Annotated in this window: 21 protein-coding genes; 12 read left to right on the top strand and 9 right to left on the bottom strand. The window is 38.7% G+C overall.

What is annotated here, in order from left to right:
* From QUB80_RS23615 to QUB80_RS23590, 7 genes are all read left to right on the top strand, one after another.
* On the top strand, positions 1–563 hold a 563-nt coding region (locus tag QUB80_RS23615; RefSeq protein WP_289791912.1), incomplete at its 5' end, for an ABC transporter ATP-binding protein.
* Positions 564–749: 186 nt separating this feature from the next.
* Entirely contained in the window at positions 750–2,468 is a 1,719-nt protein-coding gene (locus QUB80_RS23610) for a beta-barrel domain-containing protein (protein WP_502875316.1), read from the top strand.
* Between the two features lie 199 nt (positions 2,469–2,667).
* Positions 2,668–3,120, top strand: coding sequence for a hypothetical protein (locus tag QUB80_RS23605; RefSeq protein WP_289791911.1), 453 nt, complete (start codon positions 2,668–2,670; stop codon positions 3,118–3,120).
* Positions 3,121–3,155: 35 nt separating this feature from the next.
* Entirely contained in the window at positions 3,156–3,344 is a 189-nt protein-coding gene (locus QUB80_RS23600) for a hypothetical protein (protein WP_289791910.1), read from the top strand.
* 448 nt (positions 3,345–3,792) lie between these two features.
* A complete protein-coding gene (locus tag QUB80_RS35295) occupies positions 3,793–4,092 on the top strand; it encodes a hypothetical protein (protein ID WP_502875315.1) in 300 nt (99 codons plus the stop codon).
* 187 nt (positions 4,093–4,279) lie between these two features.
* Positions 4,280–11,554, top strand: a complete 7,275-nt coding sequence (locus tag QUB80_RS23595) for a hypothetical protein (protein ID WP_502875314.1) — start codon at positions 4,280–4,282, stop codon at positions 11,552–11,554.
* Positions 11,555–11,561: 7 nt separating this feature from the next.
* Positions 11,562–12,332 carry a hypothetical protein gene (locus QUB80_RS23590; RefSeq protein WP_289791909.1) on the top strand — a complete coding sequence of 257 codons (771 nt, stop codon included), beginning with the start codon at positions 11,562–11,564 and terminating at the stop codon, positions 12,330–12,332.
* On the opposite strand, the gene QUB80_RS23585 is transcribed toward QUB80_RS23590, so the two are convergent.
* Positions 12,329–12,574, bottom strand: coding sequence for a hypothetical protein (locus tag QUB80_RS23585; protein WP_289791908.1), 246 nt, complete (start codon positions 12,572–12,574; stop codon positions 12,329–12,331). The genes QUB80_RS23590 and QUB80_RS23585 overlap by 4 nt on opposite strands.
* A 255-nt stretch (positions 12,575–12,829) precedes the next feature.
* Here QUB80_RS23585 and QUB80_RS23580 point away from each other — a divergent pair, with 255 nt between their 5' ends.
* Positions 12,830–13,069: a response regulator transcription factor gene (locus QUB80_RS23580; protein WP_289791907.1), complete on the top strand. Its 240-nt coding sequence runs from the start codon at positions 12,830–12,832 to the stop codon at positions 13,067–13,069.
* Positions 13,070–13,074: 5 nt separating this feature from the next.
* Positions 13,075–13,503 (top strand): response regulator transcription factor, encoded by a 429-nt coding sequence (locus tag QUB80_RS23575; protein ID WP_289791906.1) that lies wholly within the window; start codon positions 13,075–13,077, stop codon positions 13,501–13,503.
* Positions 13,504–13,620: 117 nt separating this feature from the next.
* Here QUB80_RS23575 and QUB80_RS23570 read toward each other — a convergent pair whose 3' ends face one another.
* Genes QUB80_RS23570 through QUB80_RS23560 form a run of 3 tightly spaced genes read right to left on the bottom strand, consistent with a single transcriptional unit; the run spans position 13,621 to position 16,034 of the window.
* Complete coding sequence (locus QUB80_RS23570; protein WP_289791905.1) at positions 13,621–14,241, bottom strand: DUF6753 family protein; 621 nt, start codon at positions 14,239–14,241, stop codon at positions 13,621–13,623.
* A gap of 55 nt (positions 14,242–14,296) precedes the next feature.
* Positions 14,297–15,103, bottom strand: a complete 807-nt coding sequence (locus QUB80_RS23565; RefSeq protein ID WP_289791904.1) for a hypothetical protein — start codon at positions 15,101–15,103, stop codon at positions 14,297–14,299.
* 22 nt (positions 15,104–15,125) lie between these two features.
* Positions 15,126–16,034, bottom strand: coding sequence for a P-loop NTPase family protein (locus QUB80_RS23560; protein ID WP_289791903.1), 909 nt, complete (start codon positions 16,032–16,034; stop codon positions 15,126–15,128).
* Positions 16,035–16,348: 314 nt separating this feature from the next.
* Here QUB80_RS23560 and QUB80_RS23555 point away from each other — a divergent pair, with 314 nt between their 5' ends.
* Positions 16,349–17,308 (top strand): RpnC/YadD family protein, encoded by a 960-nt coding sequence (locus tag QUB80_RS23555; RefSeq protein ID WP_289791902.1) that lies wholly within the window; start codon positions 16,349–16,351, stop codon positions 17,306–17,308.
* 62 nt (positions 17,309–17,370) lie between these two features.
* The gene (locus tag QUB80_RS23550) at positions 17,371–17,667 is read left to right on the top strand and encodes a hypothetical protein (RefSeq protein ID WP_289791901.1); all 297 of its coding nucleotides are present in this window, start codon (positions 17,371–17,373) and stop codon (positions 17,665–17,667) included.
* 69 nt (positions 17,668–17,736) lie between these two features.
* Here QUB80_RS23550 and QUB80_RS23545 read toward each other — a convergent pair whose 3' ends face one another.
* From QUB80_RS23545 to QUB80_RS23530, 4 genes are all read right to left on the bottom strand, one after another.
* Positions 17,737–18,018 carry a hypothetical protein gene (locus QUB80_RS23545; protein WP_289791900.1) on the bottom strand — a complete coding sequence of 94 codons (282 nt, stop codon included), beginning with the start codon at positions 18,016–18,018 and terminating at the stop codon, positions 17,737–17,739.
* A gap of 122 nt (positions 18,019–18,140) precedes the next feature.
* Positions 18,141–20,342 (bottom strand): hypothetical protein, encoded by a 2,202-nt coding sequence (locus QUB80_RS23540; RefSeq protein ID WP_289791899.1) that lies wholly within the window; start codon positions 20,340–20,342, stop codon positions 18,141–18,143.
* Positions 20,343–20,899: 557 nt separating this feature from the next.
* The gene (locus tag QUB80_RS23535) at positions 20,900–21,409 is read right to left on the bottom strand and encodes a hypothetical protein (protein ID WP_289791898.1); all 510 of its coding nucleotides are present in this window, start codon (positions 21,407–21,409) and stop codon (positions 20,900–20,902) included.
* 158 nt (positions 21,410–21,567) lie between these two features.
* The gene (locus QUB80_RS23530) at positions 21,568–24,555 is read right to left on the bottom strand and encodes a Tn3 family transposase (RefSeq protein WP_289791897.1); all 2,988 of its coding nucleotides are present in this window, start codon (positions 24,553–24,555) and stop codon (positions 21,568–21,570) included.
* Between the two features lie 171 nt (positions 24,556–24,726).
* Between QUB80_RS23530 and QUB80_RS23525 the strand changes: the two genes are divergently transcribed.
* A complete protein-coding gene (locus QUB80_RS23525) occupies positions 24,727–25,251 on the top strand; it encodes a tyrosine-type recombinase/integrase (protein WP_289791896.1) in 525 nt (174 codons plus the stop codon).
* A 159-nt stretch (positions 25,252–25,410) separates the two neighbouring features.
* Here the strand turns inward: QUB80_RS23525 and QUB80_RS23520 are convergent, their stop codons facing one another.
* On the bottom strand, positions 25,411–26,112 hold the full coding sequence (locus QUB80_RS23520; protein WP_289791895.1) for a DevA family ABC transporter ATP-binding protein: 702 nt from the start codon (positions 26,110–26,112) through the stop codon (positions 25,411–25,413).
* Positions 26,113–26,166 lie beyond the last annotated feature (54 nt).

The raw sequence follows: 26,166 nt of genomic DNA, 5'->3' as shown, positions 1-26,166 counted from the left end.
CTGGTCGCATCCTCATTGATGGCTATGATATCAGCAAAGTCGAACTCTACTCCTTGCGGCAACAAATTGGCATGGTGCTGCAAGATACTCTTCTGTTTGATACCACAGTGCAAGAAAATATTGCCCTGACAATGCCAGACGCGACGCCAGAAGAAATTGTCGAAGCCGCCAAAATCGCTTGCGCCCACGACTTTATTATGAACCTGCCGTCGGGTTATGAAACTCGTGTTGGCGAAAGAGGTGCTGCTTTATCTGGGGGACAAAGACAAAGGATTGCGATCGCCCGCACTGTACTGCAAAATCCACCATTACTCATACTAGATGAGGCTACCAGTGCTTTGGATTATGCCACCGAACGCTCCTGTTGTTTGAATTTAGCAGCAGCATTTAAAGGAAGAACTGTACTTTTTATTACCCATAGGTTAGCGACTATTCAGAGTGCTGACATTATTTTGATGATGAGCGCTGGGAAGATAGCAGAACAGGGGACTCATGCTGAACTTATGGCTTTCAAAGGATTGTACTACTGTCTGTATCAGCAACAAGAGACTGCGGGAGGATGAGACAGTCCATCTAAATTCTCTAACCTAGAAAGTTTATAAATAACCAACAATTAAAAGCTTAATCATAAAGCTTTAACAAGTAATCACCAACAAAAAAGATAACACTCTCACAAACAGCCAACACTTACAAATAATAACTATCAATAACGAAAACTTTATAAATAATCACGTTTACACAAACTAATTATGAATAACAATAACGTCAACGGTACAAATGGTAATAGCAAAGATTTCCACAATGGTAATGGTACTAACGATAACGGTAAAAATGGAAGTAATGGCAATAGCTCACCGAAACAATCAATAACTTTTATCCAACAATTGGAACAGCTATCAAATCACGCTACACCAGACTCTATAGAACCAAAACCACCTGGAACTGTAGCACGTAGTCTCCATAAATTTGACCAACCAGTTATTCTTACTCAATCAAGGAAGTGGTCAAGAGCAATTTTGTGGAGTTTAATGGCAGTAACTGCTGGTACTATTATCTGGGCAAACGTAACCAAAATTGAAGAAGCAGTTTCTGCTACTGGTAAGCTGGAACCAACAGGCACTGTTAAGGAAGTACAAGCACCTGTCGGTGGAGTAGTCAAAGAAATTTTTGTTGAAGATGGTAAGCAAGTCAAACAAGGGCAACGTCTTGTAAGTCTTGACTCCACTACTGCATTAGCTCAGTTAGATTCGTTACAAAAAATACGCTCTTCTCTTATTCAAGAAAATCGGTTTTATCAAACACAATTAACAGAAGGAATGAGAGAGGGAAGGAGCAACAGAGGGAGAGAAAATACCCTCGCTCCCACCCTGCGGGAAGCCGCTACCGCGTCTACGCTCCCTCACTCTCTCACTCTTTCAGTCCCCAAAGAGATGCTTGATTTGACTAAAAGTCGAGCCGCATTGGTTGCAGAAAACCAAGTGTATCGTACCCAATTAGATGACAATTTATCTAAAGTTCGCCTCACACTGGAACAAAAAGAACGCTTTTTATCCAACCAAATCGAATTAAATGCCCGTGTAGCTGCTGCCGGGTTGGAAGTTGACCAATCAAAACGCCAACTCCAACAAGCTGAAATTAAACTGGCTACAACCAAAGATACCTTGGTAATGAATCAGGGGATTTTGGATAACGTTACCCCACTCATGCAATCTGGGGCTATTTCCAAAATTCAGTACCTCAAACAAGAACAAGAAGTCCGCAATGCACTATCGGAAATTGACCAACTGATTCAAGAAAAGGCACGTTTGCAATCAGCCATAGCACAAGGAGTAGCGAAATTACAAAACACTGTTGCTCTTTCTCGCAGAGATTGGCTCAATCAAATTGCAGAAAATAATAAACGTATAGCAGAAATTGACTCTCAACTGACGAAAGCCATAGTAGAAAATAACAAACGCATTGCTGAGATTGATAGCCAACTGGCCCAAACAAGGCTGAATCTGAAGTATCAGGAGATTGTCGCACCAGTTGCAGGTACAATTTTTGAACTCAAGGCACATACTCCAGGATTTGTAGTTACAGGAAGTGAACCAATCCTCAAAGTTGTACCTACTGATGCGCTCATTGCCAAAGTGTTTATTACTAACAAAGATATTGGGTTTGTGAAAGAGGGAATGACGGTAGATGTGAGGATTGACTCATTTCCTTTTAGCGAGTTTGGAGATATCAAAGGTAAGTTGGTATGGATTGGCTCAGATGCCTTGCCACCGGATCAGATTTATCCGTTTTACAGATTTCCTGCTAAAGTGCAGTTGGAACAGCAGTCGCTTTTGGTGAATGGACGCAAGATACCGTTGCAATCGGGGATGTCCATAGGTGCCAATATTAAGCTCAGGGAACGCACGGTGATGTCGATTTTCACTGATATGTTTAGCTCTTCTGTGGAGAGCTTGAAAACTGTGCGTTAAGGCTTTTTGGAGGAATTGGCAATATTAGATTGGTATCTTCCGCTGTTTATTGCGTTGACATATACGTGCTTGGATAAACTGCGATCGCTGTTTGGATTTGAGTTACAGATATTTTTTCTGTGTAACTCGATCGGAAAATCTATGTAATCTAACTCAAATTACGTATAGATTAGTTACAGATAGGTTATGGGTAACTAACATGAGCAAGCTTTCAGTAGTAGGAGAGGGGTTACTTTCACCTCATAACAGCACTTCCATTATTGAAATAAATAAGCAATGGGAGAAGTGGCAGAGGTGGCTCTTGACTGCCCAATCTTTTCGATATGTCCCCAATAACAATGAACCACCTTACACTGCTCGCAAAGAGAAGGGAACGAAGGGACAGGCTAGTTATTGGTACGGCTACAGAAAACAAGGCGGTGTTCTCACAAAACGCTATATAGGACGTTGTGAAGATTTATCTGTAACTAGGCTGGAGGAAATTGCAACTACTTTGAGCAATCCTACTCCCAAAAAACAAGTTACAGGTAAAAAATCTGTAACCAAGACCTCTGATGTGGATCAATTAAAAACAGAGCTAGCACAGTTACAGAATGAGTTACAGAAAAAAGAGGAACAGTTAACACAAGCATTGGGAAAGTTGATAGCCTGACGGTAGAATTATCAGCTGTCAGGCAAGAGTTACAGATGTATACTTCCGAGAAGTTACATAACAAATTATCTGTAACTGATTATCAGGCAATACGCGATCGGATTCTTCAACAGTGGTGTGTATCAAAACGTGCTGAATCAAAAGACCGCATCGCTCAAGCGTTGGATGTGTTTATTGCTGAATTGACCACAGATGAAGAATCTTCTACACCTGCATCCACCTAGCATACCCTTCGGGCGACCAAACATCTGCATGAATATACTGTCTACAATGCTCATCAGTGTTAATCGCCTCCCTACTGTGATGCCTCTATGCTATCTAGTATTGAGTTTTTAACACATTGTCATTCTGCTTAAAACTACAAACACAACCATAATCACAAACATTACAAAAGTTACTACGGATTTATAACTAAGTAAAAAGGAGCCAATAAGTTTGTATATTTTTTGTCATACTTAAACTTTGACATCACACTGAATAAGTATTTATCAATAAAAAGCTAAGTAAAATTTTTATAAAAATGTATTTTTAATTACTTATAAATTGCTAGGAGAAATTAGAAATTTGTTGAATAGATTACCGATAAAGAGAAAGTAAAATTAAACTCTACGGGTATTTTAGTGCCAAAAAGTAAAAATTTATATTTAATTTTATAAGTTTAATTGTTCATATATGACAATTCAAGCTAAACATTTTGACACTAGATTAAATCAATGGATTCATACAGATGGTAATACAAATAATCCAGATTCGCTGTTAAAGGAAGAACTTAATAATACCCTATTAGAATATTTCTTTCCTGGGGTAAACTTTTCGTTCGGGCATATGGACGAAAAGTCTACTGTGGAACAATTAACTAATCATCCTGAAGCTCATAAATTATTATTATCATCAAAAACTCGGTTGTTATATGGCCCCGAAGAATGTCTAGATACAATTAGACAATTATGCCCTGATAACAAAGTGCCCTGATAACAAAGATAGAGGTGCTTACGGGTCTATCTTTCTTGGTTCATGTAAAAATGCTGTCAATAAAGAGTTAAACATCCTAATAGTTGATGATAGTAATGGTGAAAATGGCGGCATTATCAGTAATGACCAAGCATATCGGTTAACAGGAGACTGTTACGGACAAATATCAAAAGACCTGTATCACGAATTGACTAAGCATCAAAAAGGTGATAAATATCGAGTAATTCAGCACCGCTTCGGTTGGACTGATCGAGACGGAGATGACAACAAATACCGTTTTGGTAAAGGTACATTACGCCCTGCTAACCTTGAGCAAATCCTCAATTATCAAAACTCGAATAACTCAACTAAAATTGACCTAATTCTTCCCTTATCTGCGTTCAAGGGAACTGATAAAGATAATCCTAATGGCTCGACTAAGCCTCAAATTCAACCTGGATTGTACCGACAAAATATCTGGCTAGGTGAAAAATCACAATCTGAACTCGGCAAGACAGCTATATCGCAGTTACTCGCTTCATTCCCTAACGGACTGAAAGACTTTACTGAACAATTAGAACTTGAAGCCAAAAAGCTTAAAGAAGCACAGGATGATCCTCGGCAACTTGCACAACTTTACTGCGAAAAGTACGAGAAACGGAAAGCTTTTCTTGAAGAACAAGCAACCACACTAGAAGAACAAGCAGCAGAAGATCCAACATTAGCAGAAGAGTTAGAAACTTTGCGCGATCGCATTGCTACTGATTCGTTTATCTATAAACTCATCAAAGCTGACTTGCAAGGAGAGGGGCAACTTCTCGAAACTGAGAAAGTACAGCGCGAACTCGCCCGGTTCGTCCAAAACGAATGGAAAGAAATCGCCATCGGCAAGACGCTCACGTTTGAGCGAGCAATGGTCATCCCCTCCAAAGACCTGCAAAATGGGGAAATTTTCATACCGCATTATCAATATGGGGAAGAAGTTCTCAACTTCCGCTCCCCTTTCCTCAACTCAAATGGTCTGTGCGTCTCAACTAACAAAATTGTAGAAGATATCCTTGGGCCTGATGGTCAACCTCTCGCTGGTGCGATCGCTGTCTCGGACGAAACAAGCGATCGCATTTACAACCGCCTCAATGAGCAAATTAAATCTATCCTGTCAGAAGCTCAAGGAAAAAATATCCACTTAGAAGGTATTGAAAATTACTTAGACCAAAATATTAGTAAGCTCGAAACTCAAGATAAAATCGAGTTTACCAACAAATTTAATCAGTATATTTTAGAACTAAAATCAGCTGGTTATGAATTAGATATTCTTCCTCAAGAGTCTGAACAAGAGCGTCAAGCACGCGATTACGATGGTGATTGTATCGGCTTCGAGCGGGCAACCAAGTATACCAACCTCACCGCCGAGGCAAAGGAGCGTAACCTTCCTGAAAACGCCTACGCTCCAACTGTCAAACTTAAAAAACAATCTTTTTACCAAGAAGATGGCAGTCAGCCAGAATTTGAGGAAATCGCCATCCACATGGGCGATGGCATTAGTGTGGGTGTTATCAACAATCACCTTACCGCAATTGAGGCGTTAGAGTCAGAAATTACGATTCTGAAAAACTTTGGTAGTGAAAAAGACTCAATTGAGTACGTACAGCAGGTAGCCAAACACTACGAAGATTTATTCAAAACAGAAGCCTGGGCAAAATCCAAGGGTATTGAAGGGAAGGAGATTCCAAGCAAGTATCGCAGTTACATGGAAGAGTTCATCAAAACTGTTCGACAAGAACCCACCAATACACTAGTGGCGATGAACATTAATACCCAAATGTACCGTGAAATGATTGCCGAGGCAGCATTTCAAAATCAAATTGCAGTTGACCTTTTTAAGAGTGCCAAAAAACCCGAAATTGAAATTATTCGCAATAATAGCCGGATTCTTCACCGGGAAGTCAACTATATTAAGGATAAGAAGAAAGATGTCTATATTGACAACATAATTCAACCGACGGGATATTCACCTGTTGAATTACTAATTGCTCAAACCAATCAGTATTTTGAAAAATCTCGCCTCGAATCGCGTGAAATCGTTCAATTTCAAGCTTTATTTAAAGGGGTTGAATTTTCTCACGAACAGCGATTAAGAGCTACCCTCATCAAAAAAGAATTCGACAAATCATTCAACCGAGCAAGCGAGCTATCTAAACAAAAAGAAACTGAAAAAAAGCCATCTGCAAATATTACCCTTGCTAATGGTAATCAAGTAAGTATAACTAATCTTCTACAGTATGATAATGAATTTATCTGGAAAGCTAATACAATTACAATAAAAGTATCAGAAATATCCGAAGATAAGCGTAACAACAACCGTCCGCATAAATATTTAGTTTATGCTCAAATTAACGATGAAACTGAGAATGGTAAACCCAAGTTTAGAAAATTAGGGACATTGGCGAGGGAGCAAGAAAATAAACTCGAAGAAATAGGAATTACACTTGGACAAGAAGTAAAATCTAACAAAATATCATTCCAACCTGAACTAAGCGAAGGTCAAATTAAACTTCTTTACCAAAAAGCTTACCAGATAGCAGAGGAATTTTATAATTCGATTCCAGAAGACCAAAAGCTAGCAATGGCATCTGCCACCTGGGCGGTATCAACTACTCGTGAGACTGGTAATGATAAAAGTAGCGATCGCCAAAATAAAGTTTCTAATTTCGCCTTTGCTGCCTTTCCTCAAGAGATTATCAGTCAGTTGGATACACTCAAGTTTACCGAGTTTAGTATCACTGGGTTTGACCGGAATAGTGAGTTTCTTAATGAAAATCAACCTCAGAGTATTCGATTTAATCTAGCTGAAGATGGAAAAAGTGTAATTGAAATTCAGAATCAAGAGGGTAGTTACAAAACATTTGGAAATATTGAACAAAGTAACGCCCGGCTACCAATTGGTACTATCGCTATTGGCAGTGTTGAAAAAGGTGAAGTATACACCACCTCTGTTACAACCAAAGTACCTGGACTACCAGAACTAACTTTCAAAGTAGGCGAAGTTAATAAGTTTGGAAATTTCCAAAGGTTTAATAATGAACCTGTAATGTTAACAATTGAAAAGGTTGACCTGATTCGGGAAGACTATACTATCTATCTTCAAAATGGTAACAAACCTGAAAAACTAGGTAATATTGATAAAGAATCAATCAAAGAAGGTATTACCCAAGGCTGGCTAGCAGAAAAGCCTGGGAATGGGCAAAAGTTACATCTTAAAATTCAAACTATCATCACTGGACAAAATGCCTATGCTATAGCAGAAACATCTCAAAGCAATCTATTACGAATTAATATTACGAATCCAAAATACAAGAAACAGGAGATTAACAACCAAGCATTTCAAGAAACTTTAGTTAGGGCATTTGATAAAAAGCACGTTTATATTGCTAAAATTGGCGACCAATCACTCGGTATTATTGGTCAGCATAATGAACGTCTCGAAGCTGATTTAAATAAAGGAAATATACAAAAACAGTGGCAAAGGAAAGAAAGTAGCACTGTACAAAAATTAATTGATACGGGTATTATTCGCCCAAACCAACAACGAACCACTATCCCTGTAAAAATTACCAGTAATGAAAGTACTTGTAAAATAATTATTAATCCAGAAACAGTACAATATCCCGACAAATGGGTTAAACGCAGTCAGCTTATAAGTAATGAAAAGCCTGTCAGAGACGAGCAGCAGGAAAAACGCAACCAAATACTCAGTAAAATCAACGAACGCCCTGCAATCATGTTCCAAGATAAAGAACAAAAATTAGTAGGGCTTTTAGGATTAGCAGTTGATGAAAATCTAACCGAAAAAACCAAAAAGTATCTTGAAAAAGTAGGAGTATCATACGAACAGCTTCCTGTATCACAAGCTCGGTTAGAAGCCAAAAAAGGAATGACTGTATTCGTACTTGATGAAACTACTATCAGCAACGAATTAAGACAAACCTTTATTAACCGTGCTGGTGGTCATATCAAAAGTGTAGATACACCGTCACAACCCACACCAATCATTCCCCAACAAACTGTATATTTTTATAATCCAAATCAACAATATACTTCCCCCGATAAAGCGCAGGTAGAAACTAAAGAAGCTTTTGGATTAGTAGTTCCCGCACAAGATGCGATAGCTGTAGCCACTTGGTTAGAATCAAAGTCTACTAAAAACGATTATTTTATTGAGAGTAACACAGCTACATTCATTTTTAATAAAAATGAGATTAGTGAGGAAATAACCGAAGAATTAAATACTTTGCTTGGAGAAGCTATTAATATTGGTGAAGTTGATGGTTTTGACCGTTACGAACAGCTTAGTGCAGAGTTAAATCAAAAAGTTGCAACTGAAGGTAGTCTTTTAAAATTAAACTATATTCCAGAAAATAGTGATTACCAAAAAGCTCTAAAAGCACTACCTAACCGTCCAAGAGAACTCAATCAAGAAGATTCTCCAGTACCAATTGTTCCTGCTAAAGCTTTACCAGAAAAGAATACAACTAATATTCAATTAAATACTAACGCCACAGTTACAGAAATTTCACAAGTCTATCAAAACGCGGTTGAGATACAAGTAGTAAATAATACACAATCAGGAGCTAAAAATCAACCAATATTACTACCCAACTCGCGTCAAGCCGATCCAACTAAAGCTATCGAAATCTTGGGTAAGGTAAGCGAGGAAAAAGTAGAACAGCTGCGATCGCATCTTGAAACCCACCTCAAACCCATACTTGAAAATGACAAATCCAACTATGCACCACTGAGACAAGTCGCCTGGGTCGGTGCAAAATGGGATTTGAAGGATAAAGACTTTAAGCCAGGGGTGCAGGACGACAAGTTGATGGAACTTGTTAAGCAAGTATATCCTGACGCTGATATTGTGCTGGTAACTTATTCCGAGAACGCCGGTGCTGGCATAAACTACCACCGGGATGACTCCTACGCCGCGACGGAAGCCCGCAGCATTAATATCGGAAATTCTGACTGGGGCTATCGTGCTGCTAAGGAACGAATGGCATGGACTAGGGAAGAGAATCAGGACGCACCATACCAAGAGTTTAAACTTGAGTCGGGTACAGTAACTCGCTTTAACTGCAAAAACGAACACGCTGCACTGAATACTGAGGCTGGCAGATGGTCTATCAACATCTGGTCAATTAAAAATGACCTGGGCAGAGAAAACAGCGTTCGCCAAAAATTTGAGAACTTCCTCGCTTCAAACCAACCTCCGCGTGCGGTAGTCCAAAGCAACAACGACCTCACCATCAAAGCTAACGAGTGGACACCTGGGGGAGAAATTAAAGTAGAGCGTAGTTATACCAGCCTCAGAAAAGTCACCCAAAACATACCCTCAAACTCTTCAAACCAACCAACTGTCGAAGAAATTATCGCCATTGGCAATTCCACTGCGGCACGCGCTGCTAATCCTCAGATTCCAGACAACCCGACTATATCTGGAAAACCGGTACCAATGGTTTATTCGCTGCATCTGCACGGTGAAGCTGCCGCAGTACCAGTTGATACAACCATCAATGCTATGCGTGGACACGGTAGGATACACACTACCAGAGGTGTAGACTACCAAAAAACTTATGGTATCAAAGAGGGAGATATTGCGATCGCCCAAAGTAAAAACGGCGAGCAAGTTGCTTTTCGGGTAGGTAAGCAATACAAAATTACCACCCAAATGATTCAAGACCCAAGTTACCAGCAAGCCTGGGCGAGATGGGAGAAGCATTCACCAAAAGAACTTACCCAAACTCAAGCGAGTAAGAGTCAGGTATATGGCTTATTCATGGAGCCACTAGGAGATTATGTCAATGGCAAAATTGTTCCGTTCCCAACCATCCAAAAACAACCTGCAACTCCAGTAAATATCAGCCCCGACTCCAAAGATGGGCTAGGAGTTGCACTCAGCCTTGCCACTGCACTCGCCAAAGAACAAGGCAAGCTGCAAAACAATTACCAAGTTTCAGTCAAAAATAATCCAGAAGCCCCTGCTGGGCAGTATGGAGTAGAAACCCATGTCCAAAAACCTCAAGGGGTAGCATACGCATCCGCCGAACACGCATTTAATCACCAAAAGCAGTTGCATCCATCAGTTGATGAATACCAGCTAATGGTAGAAGTGCTTCAGGCTAAACTCGAACAACACCCCCGGCTGACTGAGGCGATCGCCAAACGCGGGGGAGTCGATTGGTTAGAGAACTGTACAAGCATAACTAACGCCCAGGATAAACAGTGGGAGGGTAGGTGTAAAGAATCCGCATTTATTCAAGCCCTCAGCGCAGCATATATCTATGTGGTTGAAAAATCACAACAAAGCACATTACAAACCCAGCAAGAAAAGTCCAAACAGACTGATCGGCCGCTAACAAATCCACTGTCCCAACTCGAACCCATAAACGCCGCCGTCGCTGAACACATGAAAAAAGACATTGCGATGGCCCAAATAGCTACCCAGTTTATCGGTAAATCAGCTGCACCCCCCGGTACACCTTCAAGCACACGAAATTACGAGCAAGTATGGGGGGAACGCGCCAACACAGGAAATTACTCAAAAGAAGACATCATTATGGTGTCCGGATCTGGCCCGTGGCGTGGAGTAACAAGCGAGCAAATTGCCCAAACATTTGAAAATCACTATAAGCCCTTACTTGATAAGGCAATAGCAGTGAAAAGCTCTTTTATAGTTGGAAACGCACAAGGAACTGACCAATTAGTTCAAAATTATCTTCAAGAAAAAGGGTACAAAGTAGAACAAACTTCCCAAGGATACACAGTATTTAATCCTATCGAAAACACCAAAGTTAGTAGTGATATTATTTCTGCTAATACACAAATATCAGATAACTCATTAATTTCTAAAAATAAGAGCATTTTTTCATCACAACAAAGCCAACAATCAAATATTGACCAAGCACTCGCATCACCTGATCAACCCAAAATGCAGCAGTTTGGAGCGATGGATAGCATTATCGAGCGGATGAAAGTTAATACAGTGCAAAATCTCCAAGACTGGTATATAGCAGCTGAAAAACTCGGTAAATCAAACACATATCTCAATAGAATTCAAGAGATAACTAATTTATACATTCAAGAAAATATTAGTCTTGAGAATGCTTTTAAGGCAATGGAACAAGACATTAAAGAACTAGAAAAAGTTAATGAGATGACCAGTATTGCTCAACGTGTAGTTAAGACAATTGGACAAGAAGATATTAATGGCATTATGTCAGTCCAAACAGAAAAATATCAGATTGCTACTCAACCTCAAAACCAAACTTATTTAGTTAAAGATAAAAACGATAATATCTTGTTATATGTCAAACAAGGAAAAACTCAAGTCAGTAACATTAGTGATGAAACATTACAAGATTTTCAAGTTATGAGCGATCGCATCAATAATGCATTCAAAGATGTCAAAAAAGATTTAGTAGAAAGGTAATTTTACTATGAAAGAACTAATCGAGTTTCCGGTAGAAGGTTTAACTCCAGCAATGCAAGCTTGTCTCCTCAGAGAATTAATCGCACAGCTTAATATACCTGATGAGAAATTTGAAGAATATGCAAAAAATCCTCCGACTGCTGAGGAACGACAAGAGGCTGTGTTAAATTTAAATTCAGAAATAAATAGAATCAGTGAAATAGCACAAGAGGAAGTAAAGTTAAGCTCCACAGAAATTGAAGCCATCAATTTTGTTAATCCAGTTAGCCAAGAGTCATCTTTACAACCCGAACTAAGCCAGTCTAAAGACAATACAATTGAACCAGACGTTCTAAAAAACTTCACAAATAAAAATGACGACAATAATGGCAATATAGTAGAAGAAGGTCAACACGATAAAGTACAATCTATTATCGCTAATTTCCAAATTCAACAATTTGTTATTCCTGTAATTTTAGACCGTTTAAATATATTTGGAAAACCAGACAAAGAGACAGAAAGTATCATTTATAAAAGTGAGGCATATACTGCAAGTCTCAAATTGGAAGAAGACTCACAAACTCTTAGCCTTGATAGAAATTCGCCTGATTCAGAAGCAAGCCAAGAAGCACTCCTAGCATCTCGTAATAATAGCTCAGAGAATTACTCTATCATCATCAATAACCTTACCTATAATGAATTTGAACGGTTTAAGGCTCTGTTCGATGAGCAACAAGCACGCTGCGAACAGAACCAACAAAAATTCAAAAACCAGGATGCTGCTCAAGAGATAGATTAAATCAACCCAAAGCACACACCATACGAAAAAGCTATAAACCCCAAAATTAGCTTGTTATTAAAACTCAAGGGAGTTTTGGGGCAAATAACAACCGCAACAGAAAAATAATAAAAAGACGCAGTAAAATCAAATAAACTCGTCGGGTTAATAGGTAATCTACCTAACCCGACCAAACATAGCATTCCTATTAAAGACCAAACAATAATATTTTCTATCCATCCTAAAAGTTTATTGATATTCATAAAAAATCGTTTAGACTCCCTAAATTCGATAAATACTATTAAAACTAAAACCAATCAATAAAATTGCCTAGTAAATAAATTGCTTAACGAAAACCACATAAACCAACCCATCACTTTGTAAATTCTTAAAAAAGAATAATAAAGTTTTTAAATAAACTGATTAATTTATAGTAACTGTAAAGATTAAGAAACAGTAAAAAGTACGTGCTATAAGTATTATTATCAGGGACAATACTAAACCAAACAGTATGCAATATGAGACCTATTAATGTTGTCATCATTGAAAATGAGAACATATCTAGGGTTGGTGCGGCGACGATATTATCTGAAACTGGTAAAATCCAGGTATGTGGCCTTGCAAAAACCGGAAAAGAAGGAATAGAAATTGTTGACCAACAAAAGCCAGATATCGTGGTGATAAATATTGATTTACCTGATATCAATGGCACTGATGTCATAAGTTTAATTAAATGCAAACCACGTCAATTAAAATAGTGGTTATGACTGCAAATAGCAGCCGAGATACCATTAACGCAGCAATTAGTAATGGCGCAGACTGCTACTACTGTAAAAATAATGCCAGAGAAGAAGTAGGAGAAAGATTCATTGAAGCAGTAATGGCTGCGTACAATAATGAATCATGGATTGACCCAACTATTAATCGTATTTTGATTGATAATCTTAGGTCAAATGACACAGCCGATAGAGATTCACTAGATTTGTTAAGTGATTTCTCTAATAAAGAAATTACAGTTCTCAAATTAGCGGCTGGTGGCATGAAAAATAATGAAATTGCCAATGTCATGTATGTTTCCGAAGGTACAGTCAGGTCATATTTACATAATTCATTTATCAAGTTAGGAGTCAAAGATAGATTAAACGCTATCCGCGAAGCTATCCGCCTGGAATCCTCAGCTTTGCAGACATGAAAATCGAAGAAGAAGTTACTCAAGCAATCCACACCAAAGTCAAAACCAATCAAAATGGTCAGAAAGATACAGCTAAAACGAGTAATAAGGGATACAAAGGCTGGGTTGCCTAGAGAGTTAATCAACTGCAATTATGCAGCCGCCTGAATACTTCTTCTGCTGGCGGCAAGTTTTAATGATGGCAGCGTTTCTAACATAAATACTACGTGCTACCTTACCTTCATTGGATTTAGCCCAATCCAGAAGCTTTTTATCTTCAGGTTGTAAAATAGCAGTTCCAGAAGCCGCCTGCTGAAAAGTTACACTTCCAGCAATAGTTTTGTATGTAAAAACACCAATTGTAGATCCCAAAGCCAGTACAAAACCCAACACTCCCGCTACTTGTGCCAATCGCCAATTACTTACGCCCAAGAGAGGCAATGCCCCACCAGCTTGCTTAGTCATCTTAATTAAATCCTTAGCGGCTTGGGCGATCGCACTTTTTTGTTGCTGTATTGCCACCTTAGAAGCACTATTTAACTTATCGTCTACCATGTCAGTCCAACCCATCACAAGCGAGTCAAGCCTACCAGGTAGTTGCTGCAACGCAAATTGGGTTGTACCTAGTTCGGCATATAGATTAAACAAGGGGTCATCAGGTCGAACACCCAATTTAAGTATCCAATCAGTAACCTCTGCTTTCTTTTCTTCAGAATATTCTGCAATAACTTTTTCAACAACTTTTGCAATATTGGTCATAGGTTGTTTAAATAGTTAATTTAAAACCTCACTGTCAATTTGGTAAAGCTAATACTTACCATTCTTCAGATTCAATATCTTCATTTACATCAAAATTGGAAGGATTTTGTTGATTTGCACCTACAGAAGCTAGTTCTGTACAGTTCTTGCTCAGCCCTAAATAATTAGAAGCAATCACATTAGAAACAACAGAATTCTTAAAATTCTCCATCCAGTTGAATACTATCGAACGCTGAATAGTATTAAGAGGGGAGTCAGTTTCAATAAGTTGAGCATAGGGTAAACTAGTATCCTCAAGCAACTGGTAAAAGTCGTTATGCAACCCGCCCAAAACTAGCTCCAAGCCATTTAATTTTTTAATATCAGCTTGGAATCTACTACCTTCATAGTATCGAAATTGCTTGCCAAAGTAATAATTTTTGATAACAACATAGTCAACTTGACTACCAAAATGCTGGTATAAATCCTCAAGATAATCTTCAACACAGTCTTTACGATGTGATATCGGGTGCAAGAAAGTAACACGATATCCGAAATGGTTAAGATTTTCTATCAGTGAAACATCTTTATCAAAAAACTTGAACTCTTGTTGGTTTTGACCTGGCATATCTGTCAAAACTACATCAATATTTGGAAACATTTCTAAGTCAAGTAATAATCTATCCGAATCGCCTCTAGACAATCCCAAATGGTTTATTTCAAAACCTTTTGTTTTATACATCGATAGCTTGTTACGATAACCGTGGTAGAAAACACGCGCATTGCATTTACTTTTCAAGTACAATTCCAGCAAGAGCCTAGAAACTGTGGATTTACCCACACGAGCATCACCCGATGTAATTACAAAACGCTTTCCAAACATAAAAACCAAGCAACCTATTCAATTAAGCAGCTATATCTTCAGATGTTAAATTTGCATCTTGGTTTTTAGCTTTTTCTTTTTCTTCGTTTTCTCTAAGCTCTTTAGATTTTTCCACAACTGCTGGGTAGTAACAGTCATCTGGTTGTATATCAAAACCCAATAAATTAAATGCTGGCTTAATTTGCACTTCAAACTCAGCAACCCAAGATTTAATTCTTGACTTAATTACAATATTTGTTTCTTGATGAGTCTGACCTTCATTAAATGTTAAAGCATGGCGGTCAAGAAAATCATAAGACTTGTAGAATAAATCTGGCATTACAAGTTCTATTAGACCTTCCGCAAGCATATTCTGACGTAGAGAAGAGTCATTATATCGGTCAAACTTTTCTTCTTCACCATGAAATAGATTTTTGACAACAATATAATCTACTTGGTCTTTACAAAGTTCACGAAGTTTTTCTAAAACATTTATAGAGTCAAGAACTCTACTAATGACTGAAACCATTGTCACTCGACAATTAATTTCAGTTTTCAGAACTTCAAAAAATGCAAGCTCTTTGACATAACTTTCAAAGAAACCTCCAGATTGTGCTGGCAAGTCTAATAATGTGATAGGACAATCACTCTCATCTAGATTAATTAATAAATCGTCAGCACCACCTCTATGAAAAATATCAATATAACGTATTATAGGACGGTAATTTTTTTGAAAATATCTTTCTATCTGAGGATTCCTGAGGTCAGCTTCATAAGCAATACAGGGTAAATTTTTATTAATATAAAGTTGAAATATTGCTCGTGCAAAGGTACTTTTACCCACGCCACCTTTATCACCTGTTACAATTATCAGTCGCTTTTGAGGTTTACCATTAGTATTAGAGGAAGTATTATTTGACATGGCTGGTTGTTCTTTATTTTTTCGGGTCATAATATTGTTTACAAAGTAACTAAACTTTGTTGTGTTAGGTTAATGTCAATCTAAATTTTTAAATTTGTAAACAAAAATTAATCAATTAAATTAATGAAATAGAAAAATCAGCAACAATATTGCTCAATAAAATTTTCCTAATTTATTTTGAATAAACTAATTTGAGTATGTAACCTCTCGCTCAAAAAGCCAAGCAACAAAATTCCACATTAAACAAACATTTGTTGATATGTAAATTAGTCATAAATTTTATGTCGTTTAAAGTAACTTGACTTTCAAAAAAGGCATTATGATATTTTGATGGGAAATAATCTATGAGTGAAGTACGAGCTGATTATGATGGTGCTTGGAAGGAAGGTGTAGAACAATATTTTGAAGCGTTTCTTGCATTCTTCTTTCCAGAGATTCAAGCAGAAATTGATTGGGAACGAGGCTATGATTTTCTCGATCAAGAATTGCAACAATTGATAAGAGAATCTGAAATTGGTAAACAATTTGTCGATAAGCTAATCAAAGTTTGGCTAAAAGATGGAAAGGAAACTTGGTTGCTGATTCACCTGGAAATCCAAAGTCAAGTAGATACGAACTTCCCTAAACGGATGTTTTCTTACCACTACAGAATCTTTGACCGTTATAACCAGGAAGTTGTTAGCTTGGCAATTCTGGGGGATAATCAAGCCAATTGGCGACCACAAGAATATAGTTATGGTCGTTGGGGATGCCGCTTGAGTCTTCAGTTTCCCATTGTGAAACTACTGGACTATGAATCTCGTTGGTCAGAATTAGAACAAAGTGATAGTCCTTTTGCTGTACTGGTGATGGCGCACCTGCGGACACAAGCGACAACTCAAGATTTAGCAGGCCGATTGCAGTGGAAGTTGAGCTTAATTAAACGAATGTATGAGTTAGGCTATAGTAGAGATAAAATCCAGCAAATCTTCCGGTTGCTAGATAGATTAATGACTCTACCACCAGAGTTAGACTTAAATTTCAAAGCAGAATTAGAGCGTTTTGAGGCTGAACAAGAAATGACATACATGACAAGCATAGAACGCATAGGTATAGCAGAAGCTACCCAGAAATATATTGTTCAAATCCTAACAATTCGATTTAAAGATGTTCCTACTGAATTAGTAGAAAAATTAAATAAATTATATGACATTGAGTTATTGAATCAATTGTTAGAAAAAGCAGTAACTACAGGTTCAATATCTGAGTTTGAGCAACAATTAAGTCAGGAAGATACAAACACAGATAATAAAACCAGCAGATAAAACGCTTCTCTAGCCGGAGTAAAGGCAAAGTCATTTAATTACTCCAGTTGCTAGATAGATTAATGACTCTACCGCCGGAGTTAGACTTAAATTTTAAAGCCGAATTAGATCGTTTTGAGGCTGAACAAGAAATGACATACATGACAAGCATAGAACGCATAGGCAGAGCGCAGGCTATCCAGGAGTCGATCGCTGAAGTTCTAGAAGCTAGATTTAATCAAGTTCCCCCTGGATTAATTGAGCAAGTAAATAAAATTTATGAGCTTGATAAACTCAAGCAGTTGTTGAGACGGGCTAGTATTACAGAGTCAATTTCTGAGTTTGGGCAACAATTAAGTCAAGAAAATACAGATACATAGTTTTAAAGTTGCACGGAACGCTGACCGTACAGTCATAAAATTCTAACTACCGGCTAACTTTTTTTGCTTTCAAATACAAATTAATTCCCCAATCAAATCCGCTGCCCGCTCTCCATATTTTTGTTGAATAGCATCCCTGTACAGCAAGCAATCTTCACTTAAAAAGTCGCGGATAAATAGAGAAAAATTAAATCCTCTTTTCGAGTCCACGTATTCTGCTAATTCAATATTAAACAGTAATTTAAATTCATCCTCTCTTTGTTTGAGTGCTGAATATTTAGTTAAATTGTTGGCTTGGAAGATTGGTTCAACTGCTTGATTAAACAGTTTTTCCATTAAGATATCTTTCATATCTCCTTCTATATTTTTGTACCAAATTTTACTCACAAATATAATAACTTCTGTAAAGCTGAATCACCTCTTTTTGTGCAGTTAAAATCTAAAATACCAAACATCTTAGCGCCTGATGTCCCTCATCTTTTCCAAAATTTTTCGCTTTCCAACTCCAAGGAAAACGGTAGACACCCAGGATTGGCAGTCGCCCACTCCTTAGCTTCTGCAATTAGAGTTTCGTTACCGGAATCGAGGTAGAATTGCATTTTGGCACGTTGCTCTAAGCGATCGCGTTCTTGAGTGCTGAGAATATGTCCCGTGATTACGCAGTATTGGCGCACCTTAGCCTTAGCTTGGGTTAAAGCCATTAGCCGTAGTTTTGTCACTCGCTTGAGTTCCTCGATGCGGTAGGAAACATCAGCAGTCTCGTCACCAACAGATGCACCCTGCAAGCCATTGTTGGGGTTTTGGAGTGGTTGTTCTAGTGGAACCGCAGCAGGTATCGAAACTACACCCAGCCCGTTATCCTCCGTGTTAGATAAGTTTTGATTATCAACTTTTGACGACGTGCCGGAGCTACACAGGTATATAAAATCCTGATGAGAACTGAATTGATTTGATTGTAAAATATTTGTATGAACTGAATTCTCTAATTGATTGCTGGTTTTATTTGAATTAATGTCAGCAGTATTAGAAGAATTTATGAGTTCAACATTTTCCGCAGACTGGATGACAGCTGAGTCTGACTGAGAAACATCGGGTTGTTCAACAAACCCTGCTGACTCCAACCCTTGGGGGGCTGTAGCAGCAGGAGGTAAGCACTTACAAAACACCTTCATATAGAAAGAATGAACGTAATTACTTATTCCACAAGGATTTTGAGTATCGTGTTTTACAAATGAGCTTTGAAATTCATAAAATTGCCCGTTCTCACTTGATTGATAAGGGTTTGAGCTATTTTCTGCCCAAGGGTCTAAAATGTAGCGTGTGGGATGCCACAAATGTAAGTGCTTTTGTAGTGTCTCTTGAGAGACAGTTTTGTTAAAGCGGCGTTTATACTCAGCACGTATAGCTTTTGCCCGTTCAGTAGCCCCTGCTGGTAATCCACTACTCCACTCTATTGCTGTTACTACTATCTGGATGCGTCTTTGGGCTTGTTGGCTGCGTTCCCAGTTCTGTTGGTGGCGACGGTCAAATGAAATTACGTTATCTTTAGGTTGATCGATCCTGCTAACACCTGCTATTGCTTCTGCAAATGTGTTGACGAATGTACCCAACAGCCGTTCGGGATAACTAACGTAGGCACTGTACCATTTATTACGAATTGTGCATTCTACCCAATGCCGTACTCTAGCTTCGATTTCATGTTGGTGTCGGCAATATTGCTCATAGCCAGGGGCGTTAATTGCGGTGGAAAGGCAAAATTCGACTAATTTATCGCCTCTTAAGTCTAGAAAGACAATTCCGTAGCCTGCAAAGATTTGTAGGAGGGTGTTTGTTTGTCCTTGTCCTGTCCAACCGATCGCAATTATTTCTTCCCAGTTGGCACGCCACTGTGCAGCATCAGCAGACTCTTGCTTACGATATCTCTCCTGTGAAATTTGTTTTTTGGCTTTGTTCGCTACCCGTTTTAATTTGGTTAAATCTTGCCGACTGGCCGCGCGATCGCAATAATCGAGGAAGATAGAAACGGAATCGCTAATTGGTTGTAAGTCATCATCAAGTAAAAATGACCCACTACCCGGTTGCATGGGACAACGGATGGCTTTGTAGTTGGTTATTTGTTTGGCACTATATGGTTTAGTGTTGGGGAAGATTTCTAGGTGTCCTTGGCGTATGATAAAGCCTGCATTTCTCAAAGTAATTTCTAAGGCGCAGGCTAGGGCAAAGGTAGGCAGGGGAGATGCAAAGTTTAAAATCAAGTGATAACCACCACTAAAGCTGGACTGGAGAATGACGATATCGACTATGCCGATTTCCTCTAGTGCCGCTTTGATGCGATTTATGGATTCAATGTTATGGTAGTCACCAAAAAAGTCTAAATCGATTGTGCCGTAACGGGTTGTGTTGTCAAAGCGTAGACCTACTAATTTTGACTTATCTTGGTGCAACTTCCACAGTTGGGAAGGTTGCAGGTAATAATCGATGGTACGCCATGCTGGTTTTGCACCTTCTACTAAAGAAGGGGCAACTATCGCCCCAAATGGATGCCAAAAACGCTCTACGTAGCGTTTACCCACAGATTCTGAGGGTAAATGGGGTTTGATTTTCTTTTTTGAAGGCTGTGAAAGACTTAATTGGGGCCTGTTATCAACATCTGCCCCGACATCTTCTTGGAACATGAGTGACTGTCCTGATGGTTTTAGTGCATCAGGTAGCCTCGCTGTTGGTCAAAATGTGTTAGCCTAAATTTGAAATTTTTGTTTTATTAAGAAGCGGTTGGTTATCCGCTTGTTGGAGGCGACTGGTAATCGTCTCATGGTTGAAAGCAAACAGAGGTTATACTTGTTTAGGCTTAGACATACGTAGGCTTAGGCTAAGATTTAGTCCAACACGCTTCACCAACAACAATGCGGCTACCCAACTTTTTTTTGAGAGCTATTTAAATACGTCAGTTCTAGCGAAGTTGTGACTAAATCTAGAAAATAGTTTTGGAATAAGAATGCAAAGCTAGTAACACCTAAAAGTGTCACCAAAAACTGACAGAGGTTAGTACAATGGGTGAAGATTAAATTACACTGCACCAACGAATTTAAAAACAAAAAACAGTCAAATATATCCATACGAGTTCAGCACCCAAAATATGAACTCGTACTGCAATCAGTATTGAGATGCTAATCTATTAGGTAACGTTAAATTGTGGGATAAATTCTCTGCTAGATTAACTGCTCACAGCTACCTATGCAGCACGAATATTATCCTTTTTTCGATTTGTAGACACTTCCATTGCTTGCATTTGGTTCTTATAATCCTCCCAGGTTTTTTCAAATACGTCAGATTCATACATCCGTAATAAAACCTCCTCTTTATCAGTTAAATTTGGTAGTTTTAACAACTCAGCTAAAGATACCTGAACTGGGAAAACATCACTAAACTTTTCCATTAAGTGAAGAATTCTTGCTCTCTGTTCAGCAGATGGTTCATCTTGCAACTCTGCATCAATCTGTCTCGGACGTAGATTCACAATTTCTAGGTTCATATTTACTAAATTCCTCAATCCAAACACAACAAATTCATTAGTTATACCAATAACACGCCCCACGATTTCCAACTCTGTCCGCAGTCTTTCCTTAAATTGATATACTTGACCAATTTGGAAACGCCGAAACGGATTGCGATCGCCATTCCGCATCCAAGCGATACCATCACTTATACTACCTATCTCGTCTGCTTCAATCAGGTCTATCACCTGGTCACAGATGTCTTGATTGCAAACAAACTTGTAAGCTGGCGTGGAACTAGCGAAGCTGTCACCAGGGACAAACTAAACGGTATAGTTTAAAAGCAGAATTGAGAGCCTTGGATACTGACGCTTAATTGTGACTCAGATGGTAATGATTAAAACAGCTACGCTGTTTTTTCAATTGGTATTCGTTCATTCATATCTAGACGGAAAATACCATATGGATTGACGTGCCGCCAAATCAAAGGCGAAAGCGATCGTAAATCTGCTTGCTTCATTGTCTTCATCCATTGGGGTTGTGACAAAACCTCTTGAATCATCAAAGTATTGATATATACCAAAGAAATCTGCAATAAATGCAGAGATAACACAGCTACTTCTTGATCATCCAAACGATTTGTTGCTATTTCTCCACCTTTTCCATAGAAAATAAAACTGTTAGCACTGTTCCAGTTTTCAACTACATTTAGCCCAGAATGAATCTCTTGCCGGACTTCAATCGAATGCAGATATTTACACAAGAAAATAGTCTTAACAGCCTTACCCAATTCTGCTAACGCTTGATAGGTGGGATGTAACAAATTACCTTTAGTAAAACGCTTCAAGATGGCATCAGTTTCCGCCATTCCTAATCGCAGTGCTGTAGCATATTTAACCATCTGGTCGTACTGCTGTCTGAGCAAATCCCATCGGATTGAACGTTTAATAATTGCTTGTAAATTAGGATAGGCACTATTAGTCCCAGTTTCTGGAAGATACAATTTTTGCGCGTGGATGCGTTTGAGGCGGGGCATAAGTTGAAAACCCAGTAGATGGGTAAAAGCAAAAGCAACCTCACTTTGACCGTGGCTATCAACGAAATTCTTTTCTATCTTCATCTCGGTACAATGACGCAGCAAACCTTCAATCATCGCTGCAACTTCGCTACTAGAACAGGTTTTTAGCTGTGAATAGATACATACCGAATTATTTTCAACGTGCCAGTAAATCATTACACCGCGACCACCATAGCGGATGTGCCATTCGGTCATAAGATTTTGATCCCAAGAACCAAATTTTTTGGAGTCAGAAGCGCAAGCAGTTGTACCTTCTCCCCAAATGTGGGTCATCCTGGTGCGAAAAATAGCATTGGCAACACTAGCAATAGCGTTACGCAACTGTTGTTTGTGAATGTAACGCCGCCTAACGTGCAGTAAATTCTTGTAATCGTCACCACCCATTTCATCACTCAAACGCTTGAGTCCAGTATTTGTTCCCAAACCGTATAAACATAGCAACAAACGCTTTTGTAGTGATTCTTCTTCTAAGACTTCTCGCGTTGAAACTGATTTAAAATGGTCGCTAAAACCAACACGTAAGTCTGTTTCCTTGAGGATATCTAAAAGGCTTGTTTGGGGCCAGCGCCTTTGAATTTCATTTTTTAAACGTGCGAGGTTTAGAGGTTCGTTTTGCGGCTTGAGAGGTGTTACACAAATCCTTGCTTTACCTTTAGTTTTAATTTTTACATACTTGTTTTTGGGCAACCCTCTATCAAATTCACAGAGAGCTTGTTCCATTGCTGCTTTCAAATTAGCAATAAATTTCTCAACATCTGATGGTTGATTAAGTGCGTGGAAATATTCTTCGCGTTGCATCTCAAAGTCATGAGGTAAATCTTCTTCTGGGTTACGATAACGGTTGGCTCCTACTACCCAAATTTCCTTGCATCTAAGCTTTTCTCTTAAGGCTTGTAATGCACTTAACTCATAATTAATGCGATTAACTTTGATATCGCCGTCTGCATTCTTCTCTAAAATTAATTCTTGCCAGCCACTACGTAATACTCCCTCGACAGGTATTTCTTCTCCTATGTCATAGTAGCGTTGTTTGCTGTCAGCATACTTTTTCATCAATTCCAAGGCTTGAATTACCGGACGATGTACCTCATTATTTGAGCGAAATTCTAACTGCTCTAAAATTAACGGTAATATTCGGCGATAATGTCTGCCGTAGGAACTTCGCATTACCGTATAAACTCGTGAGCGATAAGCATTACCAGTCGATTTATACTCTTTAACTAAATTTTTAAGAGTCGCTTCACTAACCACTGGAAAAATTACTTCTTTGATTACCCCCTCTGGCTGTTTTAAAGAAGCTTCCGCCATCTGAAATAATAAATTAGTCTTACCATTGACTTTTTTAAAATCATTGAGTAGTTCTTGCTCAACACGTTTTTCTGCCTTCGCGCCAATGCGATGTACAATAAGTATTAGCAGTTCTACTAAATTATCGATAATCTCTTGACTTCTCAGCCAACAGAAAGCGACGATTAAAGTATAACGAATTGGCTCAGGGTGACGGCGTAAGTCACGAGGATATTCCACAAGCACGCGCTGCTTATATGTTTGTAGAACTTTGGTTGGTATTGTTTTGAATAAATTTTCTGGTAACTCTATCTGACGTAATATTTCCAGCTTTTCGATTTCTTTCTGAAAGCTCTCAACACCTATTCTACCAGGGTCAGTTTTTAATTCATTGAATTTAGATAGCTCTAATTCCGAGGTAATTTCTTCTAAGAATTCTAATCCAGATTTATTATCTAATTCTGAGGCAGAGTTAGAAGAAATTAATAAATTGTCTATCTGCTCTTTTGTTTTTGCTCCTAAGTTCTCTGTAGTTTGATTAAGAAATCTTTCCTCAAAAGTATGGAGTGCAGAACGGGTGATACGTTCTAATCGACTTGATGACAGCAGTTCTATTTTTAGCTCTCTTAAACGTGCAATTGCTGCTAATTTTAGTTGCTCAAATTTTAACTCATAAATTAGTGCTTGTTCTACCAACCAATTAGTAAGCTCTTGTGCATCATTGAGAGTTGCTTCTTGGAAGCCAAAAAAATTTCGGACTTGAGAACGGTGATATTTTATTGAACGCCCTTGCCAATCGTAATCTCGATATTTATCTACTGAAACATTAATTTGTCTAGCAACGTAATTAATCACAATGCTAGGGATATCTTGCAGATTCTCTGGAAATCTAGTCTCAATCTGAAAAAATTTGAGTAATAAAGCGAAACCCAACTTATTTTGGCTATTTTTCTTATTTATTAATGCTAATTCATCTGGTAGTAAAGTCCAAAACTCTATCAGTTCTTCGGGCTGCCAGTTTTTCTTCATTAATATAACTTTGCCTAGTTTGTTTTCTTTTAGGCAATGTATCTTAGAAGTACAACCATTGTCATGAGACTTTAACTTATTTTAGAAGCCTCTGCTCAACTTCCTTTTTCGGCAAAGTCTAACACTCGCTCTCCTCCCCCGAAGTTACCATCAGAACGAGATAGGGAATATTTGCGCCCCAAAGAAGTTGAGGTGATGGTGAAAGCTGCACGAAAAGTAGGCAGGCATGGAGTGAGGGACGCAGCTATTATCTTACTCATGTTTCGTCACGGGCTTCGCACTGCCGAATTGGTTGCCCTCAAATGGTCACAGGTAGATTTGTCAGGGGGCTATATTGAGATTCACCGCGTTAAGCACGGACATGATAGCATTCATCCTCTGCGTTCTCCTGAACTAAGGGCATTACGCTGTCTATTGCGGGATTATCCTGACACTCAGTATGTGTTTGTCTCTGAGCGTAAAGCTCCGCTCTCTACTAGGTCTATTCGTCAGATTGTGGCACGAGCAGGTAAACTTGCTCTAATTAATCAACCTGTTCATCCTCACCAACTGCGTCACGCCTGTGGCTACTATTTAGCTTCCCAAGGTCATGATACAAGAGCTATTCAGGATTATTTAGGCCATAAGAACATTCACCATACTGTCCGTTATACTCAATTGTCCCCTAAACGATTTGAATCTTTTTGGACAGACTGAAACTTTGACTGCTTCAGGTTTTCTCAATTCTGCTTCTAAACTATACCGTTTAGTTTGCCCCTGGTGACAGCTTCGCTAGTTCCACGCCATACTGTCGTAGACAGCAATAGCGCTCTGTTCAGACATTTTTGACCACCGTGAAAGTAGGTAAGAAATAAATTAACTTGTAGAAACAGTAGTATCCACAGCTAGCCGACCATCTTCCATGCGAACAATACGGTCAGCTATATCTAGAATGCGATTGTCATGTGTGACAACCAAAATAGGGCATCCCTGCTCTTGTGCTAGTTGTTGCATCAGTTCTACTACGTCTCGTCCTGATTTACTATCTAAAGCAGCAGTTGGTTCGTCGGCTAAAATCAGCTTGGGATGACTAACTAGGGCGCGAGCGATCGCTACCTTTTGTTTTTGCCCGCCAGAGAGATTTTCTGGGTAATAGTTCACCCGATGTTCTAACCCTACTGCTTTAAGCATGGCTTCTGCTCTGGGACGGAGTTCTTCAGCTGGAATATCTGCGTGCAGTTCAAGGGATGTTTGCACATTCTGCCAAGCTGTTAAGAATTTGAGCAAATTATGAGCTTGGAAGATATAACCGATGTTACGCCTAATTTCAAAGAGTTGGTCTTTGTTGGCTCCATATAGCTCGCGACCAAACACTTTAAGGCTTCCCTCTTGGACAGACCGCAAACCACCGATCAAGGTAAGTAAAGTTGTTTTCCCTGACCCAGATGGACCCATCATAATGACAATTTCTCCAGCATATATTTCCAGGTTAATGTCAAATAAAACCTGCTTCTTTAATTCATCTTGACCAAAATAGTGATTGAGATGACAGACTTTTACAACAGGTTGTTGATACATAGGTTTAATAAATATTGTTTAGATCTGTGTTTAGAGTTATAATTCGTAAGTCAT

It is taken from the genome of Chlorogloeopsis sp. ULAP01 (assembly GCF_030381805.1).
Lineage (GTDB): Bacteria > Cyanobacteriota > Cyanobacteriia > Cyanobacteriales > Nostocaceae > Chlorogloeopsis.
Note: the sequence above shows the minus strand (reverse complement) of the source record. Positions and strands in the feature narration are given on the sequence as shown.

Excerpts from the sequence above, each read along its gene's own strand:
- QUB80_RS23610 (WP_502875316.1), top strand. The coding sequence starts at position 750 with ATGAATAACAATAACGTCAACGGTACAAATGGTAATAGCAAAGATTTC.
- QUB80_RS23605 (WP_289791911.1), top strand. The coding sequence starts at position 2,668 with ATGAGCAAGCTTTCAGTAGTAGGAGAGGGGTTACTTTCACCTCATAAC.
- QUB80_RS23600 (WP_289791910.1), top strand. The coding sequence starts at position 3,156 with ATGTATACTTCCGAGAAGTTACATAACAAATTATCTGTAACTGATTAT.
- QUB80_RS35295 (WP_502875315.1), top strand. The coding sequence starts at position 3,793 with ATGACAATTCAAGCTAAACATTTTGACACTAGATTAAATCAATGGATT.
- QUB80_RS23590 (WP_289791909.1), top strand. The coding sequence starts at position 11,562 with ATGAAAGAACTAATCGAGTTTCCGGTAGAAGGTTTAACTCCAGCAATG.
- QUB80_RS23585 (WP_289791908.1), bottom strand. The coding sequence starts at position 12,574 with ATGAATATCAATAAACTTTTAGGATGGATAGAAAATATTATTGTTTGG.
- QUB80_RS23580 (WP_289791907.1), top strand. The coding sequence starts at position 12,830 with ATGAGACCTATTAATGTTGTCATCATTGAAAATGAGAACATATCTAGG.
- QUB80_RS23575 (WP_289791906.1), top strand. The coding sequence starts at position 13,075 with ATGACTGCAAATAGCAGCCGAGATACCATTAACGCAGCAATTAGTAAT.
- QUB80_RS23570 (WP_289791905.1), bottom strand. The coding sequence starts at position 14,241 with ATGACCAATATTGCAAAAGTTGTTGAAAAAGTTATTGCAGAATATTCT.
- QUB80_RS23565 (WP_289791904.1), bottom strand. The coding sequence starts at position 15,103 with ATGTTTGGAAAGCGTTTTGTAATTACATCGGGTGATGCTCGTGTGGGT.
- QUB80_RS23560 (WP_289791903.1), bottom strand. The coding sequence starts at position 16,034 with ATGACCCGAAAAAATAAAGAACAACCAGCCATGTCAAATAATACTTCC.
- QUB80_RS23555 (WP_289791902.1), top strand. The coding sequence starts at position 16,349 with ATGAGTGAAGTACGAGCTGATTATGATGGTGCTTGGAAGGAAGGTGTA.
- QUB80_RS23550 (WP_289791901.1), top strand. The coding sequence starts at position 17,371 with ATGACTCTACCGCCGGAGTTAGACTTAAATTTTAAAGCCGAATTAGAT.
- QUB80_RS23545 (WP_289791900.1), bottom strand. The coding sequence starts at position 18,018 with ATGAAAGATATCTTAATGGAAAAACTGTTTAATCAAGCAGTTGAACCA.
- QUB80_RS23540 (WP_289791899.1), bottom strand. The coding sequence starts at position 20,342 with ATGTTCCAAGAAGATGTCGGGGCAGATGTTGATAACAGGCCCCAATTA.
- QUB80_RS23530 (WP_289791897.1), bottom strand. The coding sequence starts at position 24,555 with ATGAAGAAAAACTGGCAGCCCGAAGAACTGATAGAGTTTTGGACTTTA.
- QUB80_RS23520 (WP_289791895.1), bottom strand. The coding sequence starts at position 26,112 with ATGTATCAACAACCTGTTGTAAAAGTCTGTCATCTCAATCACTATTTT.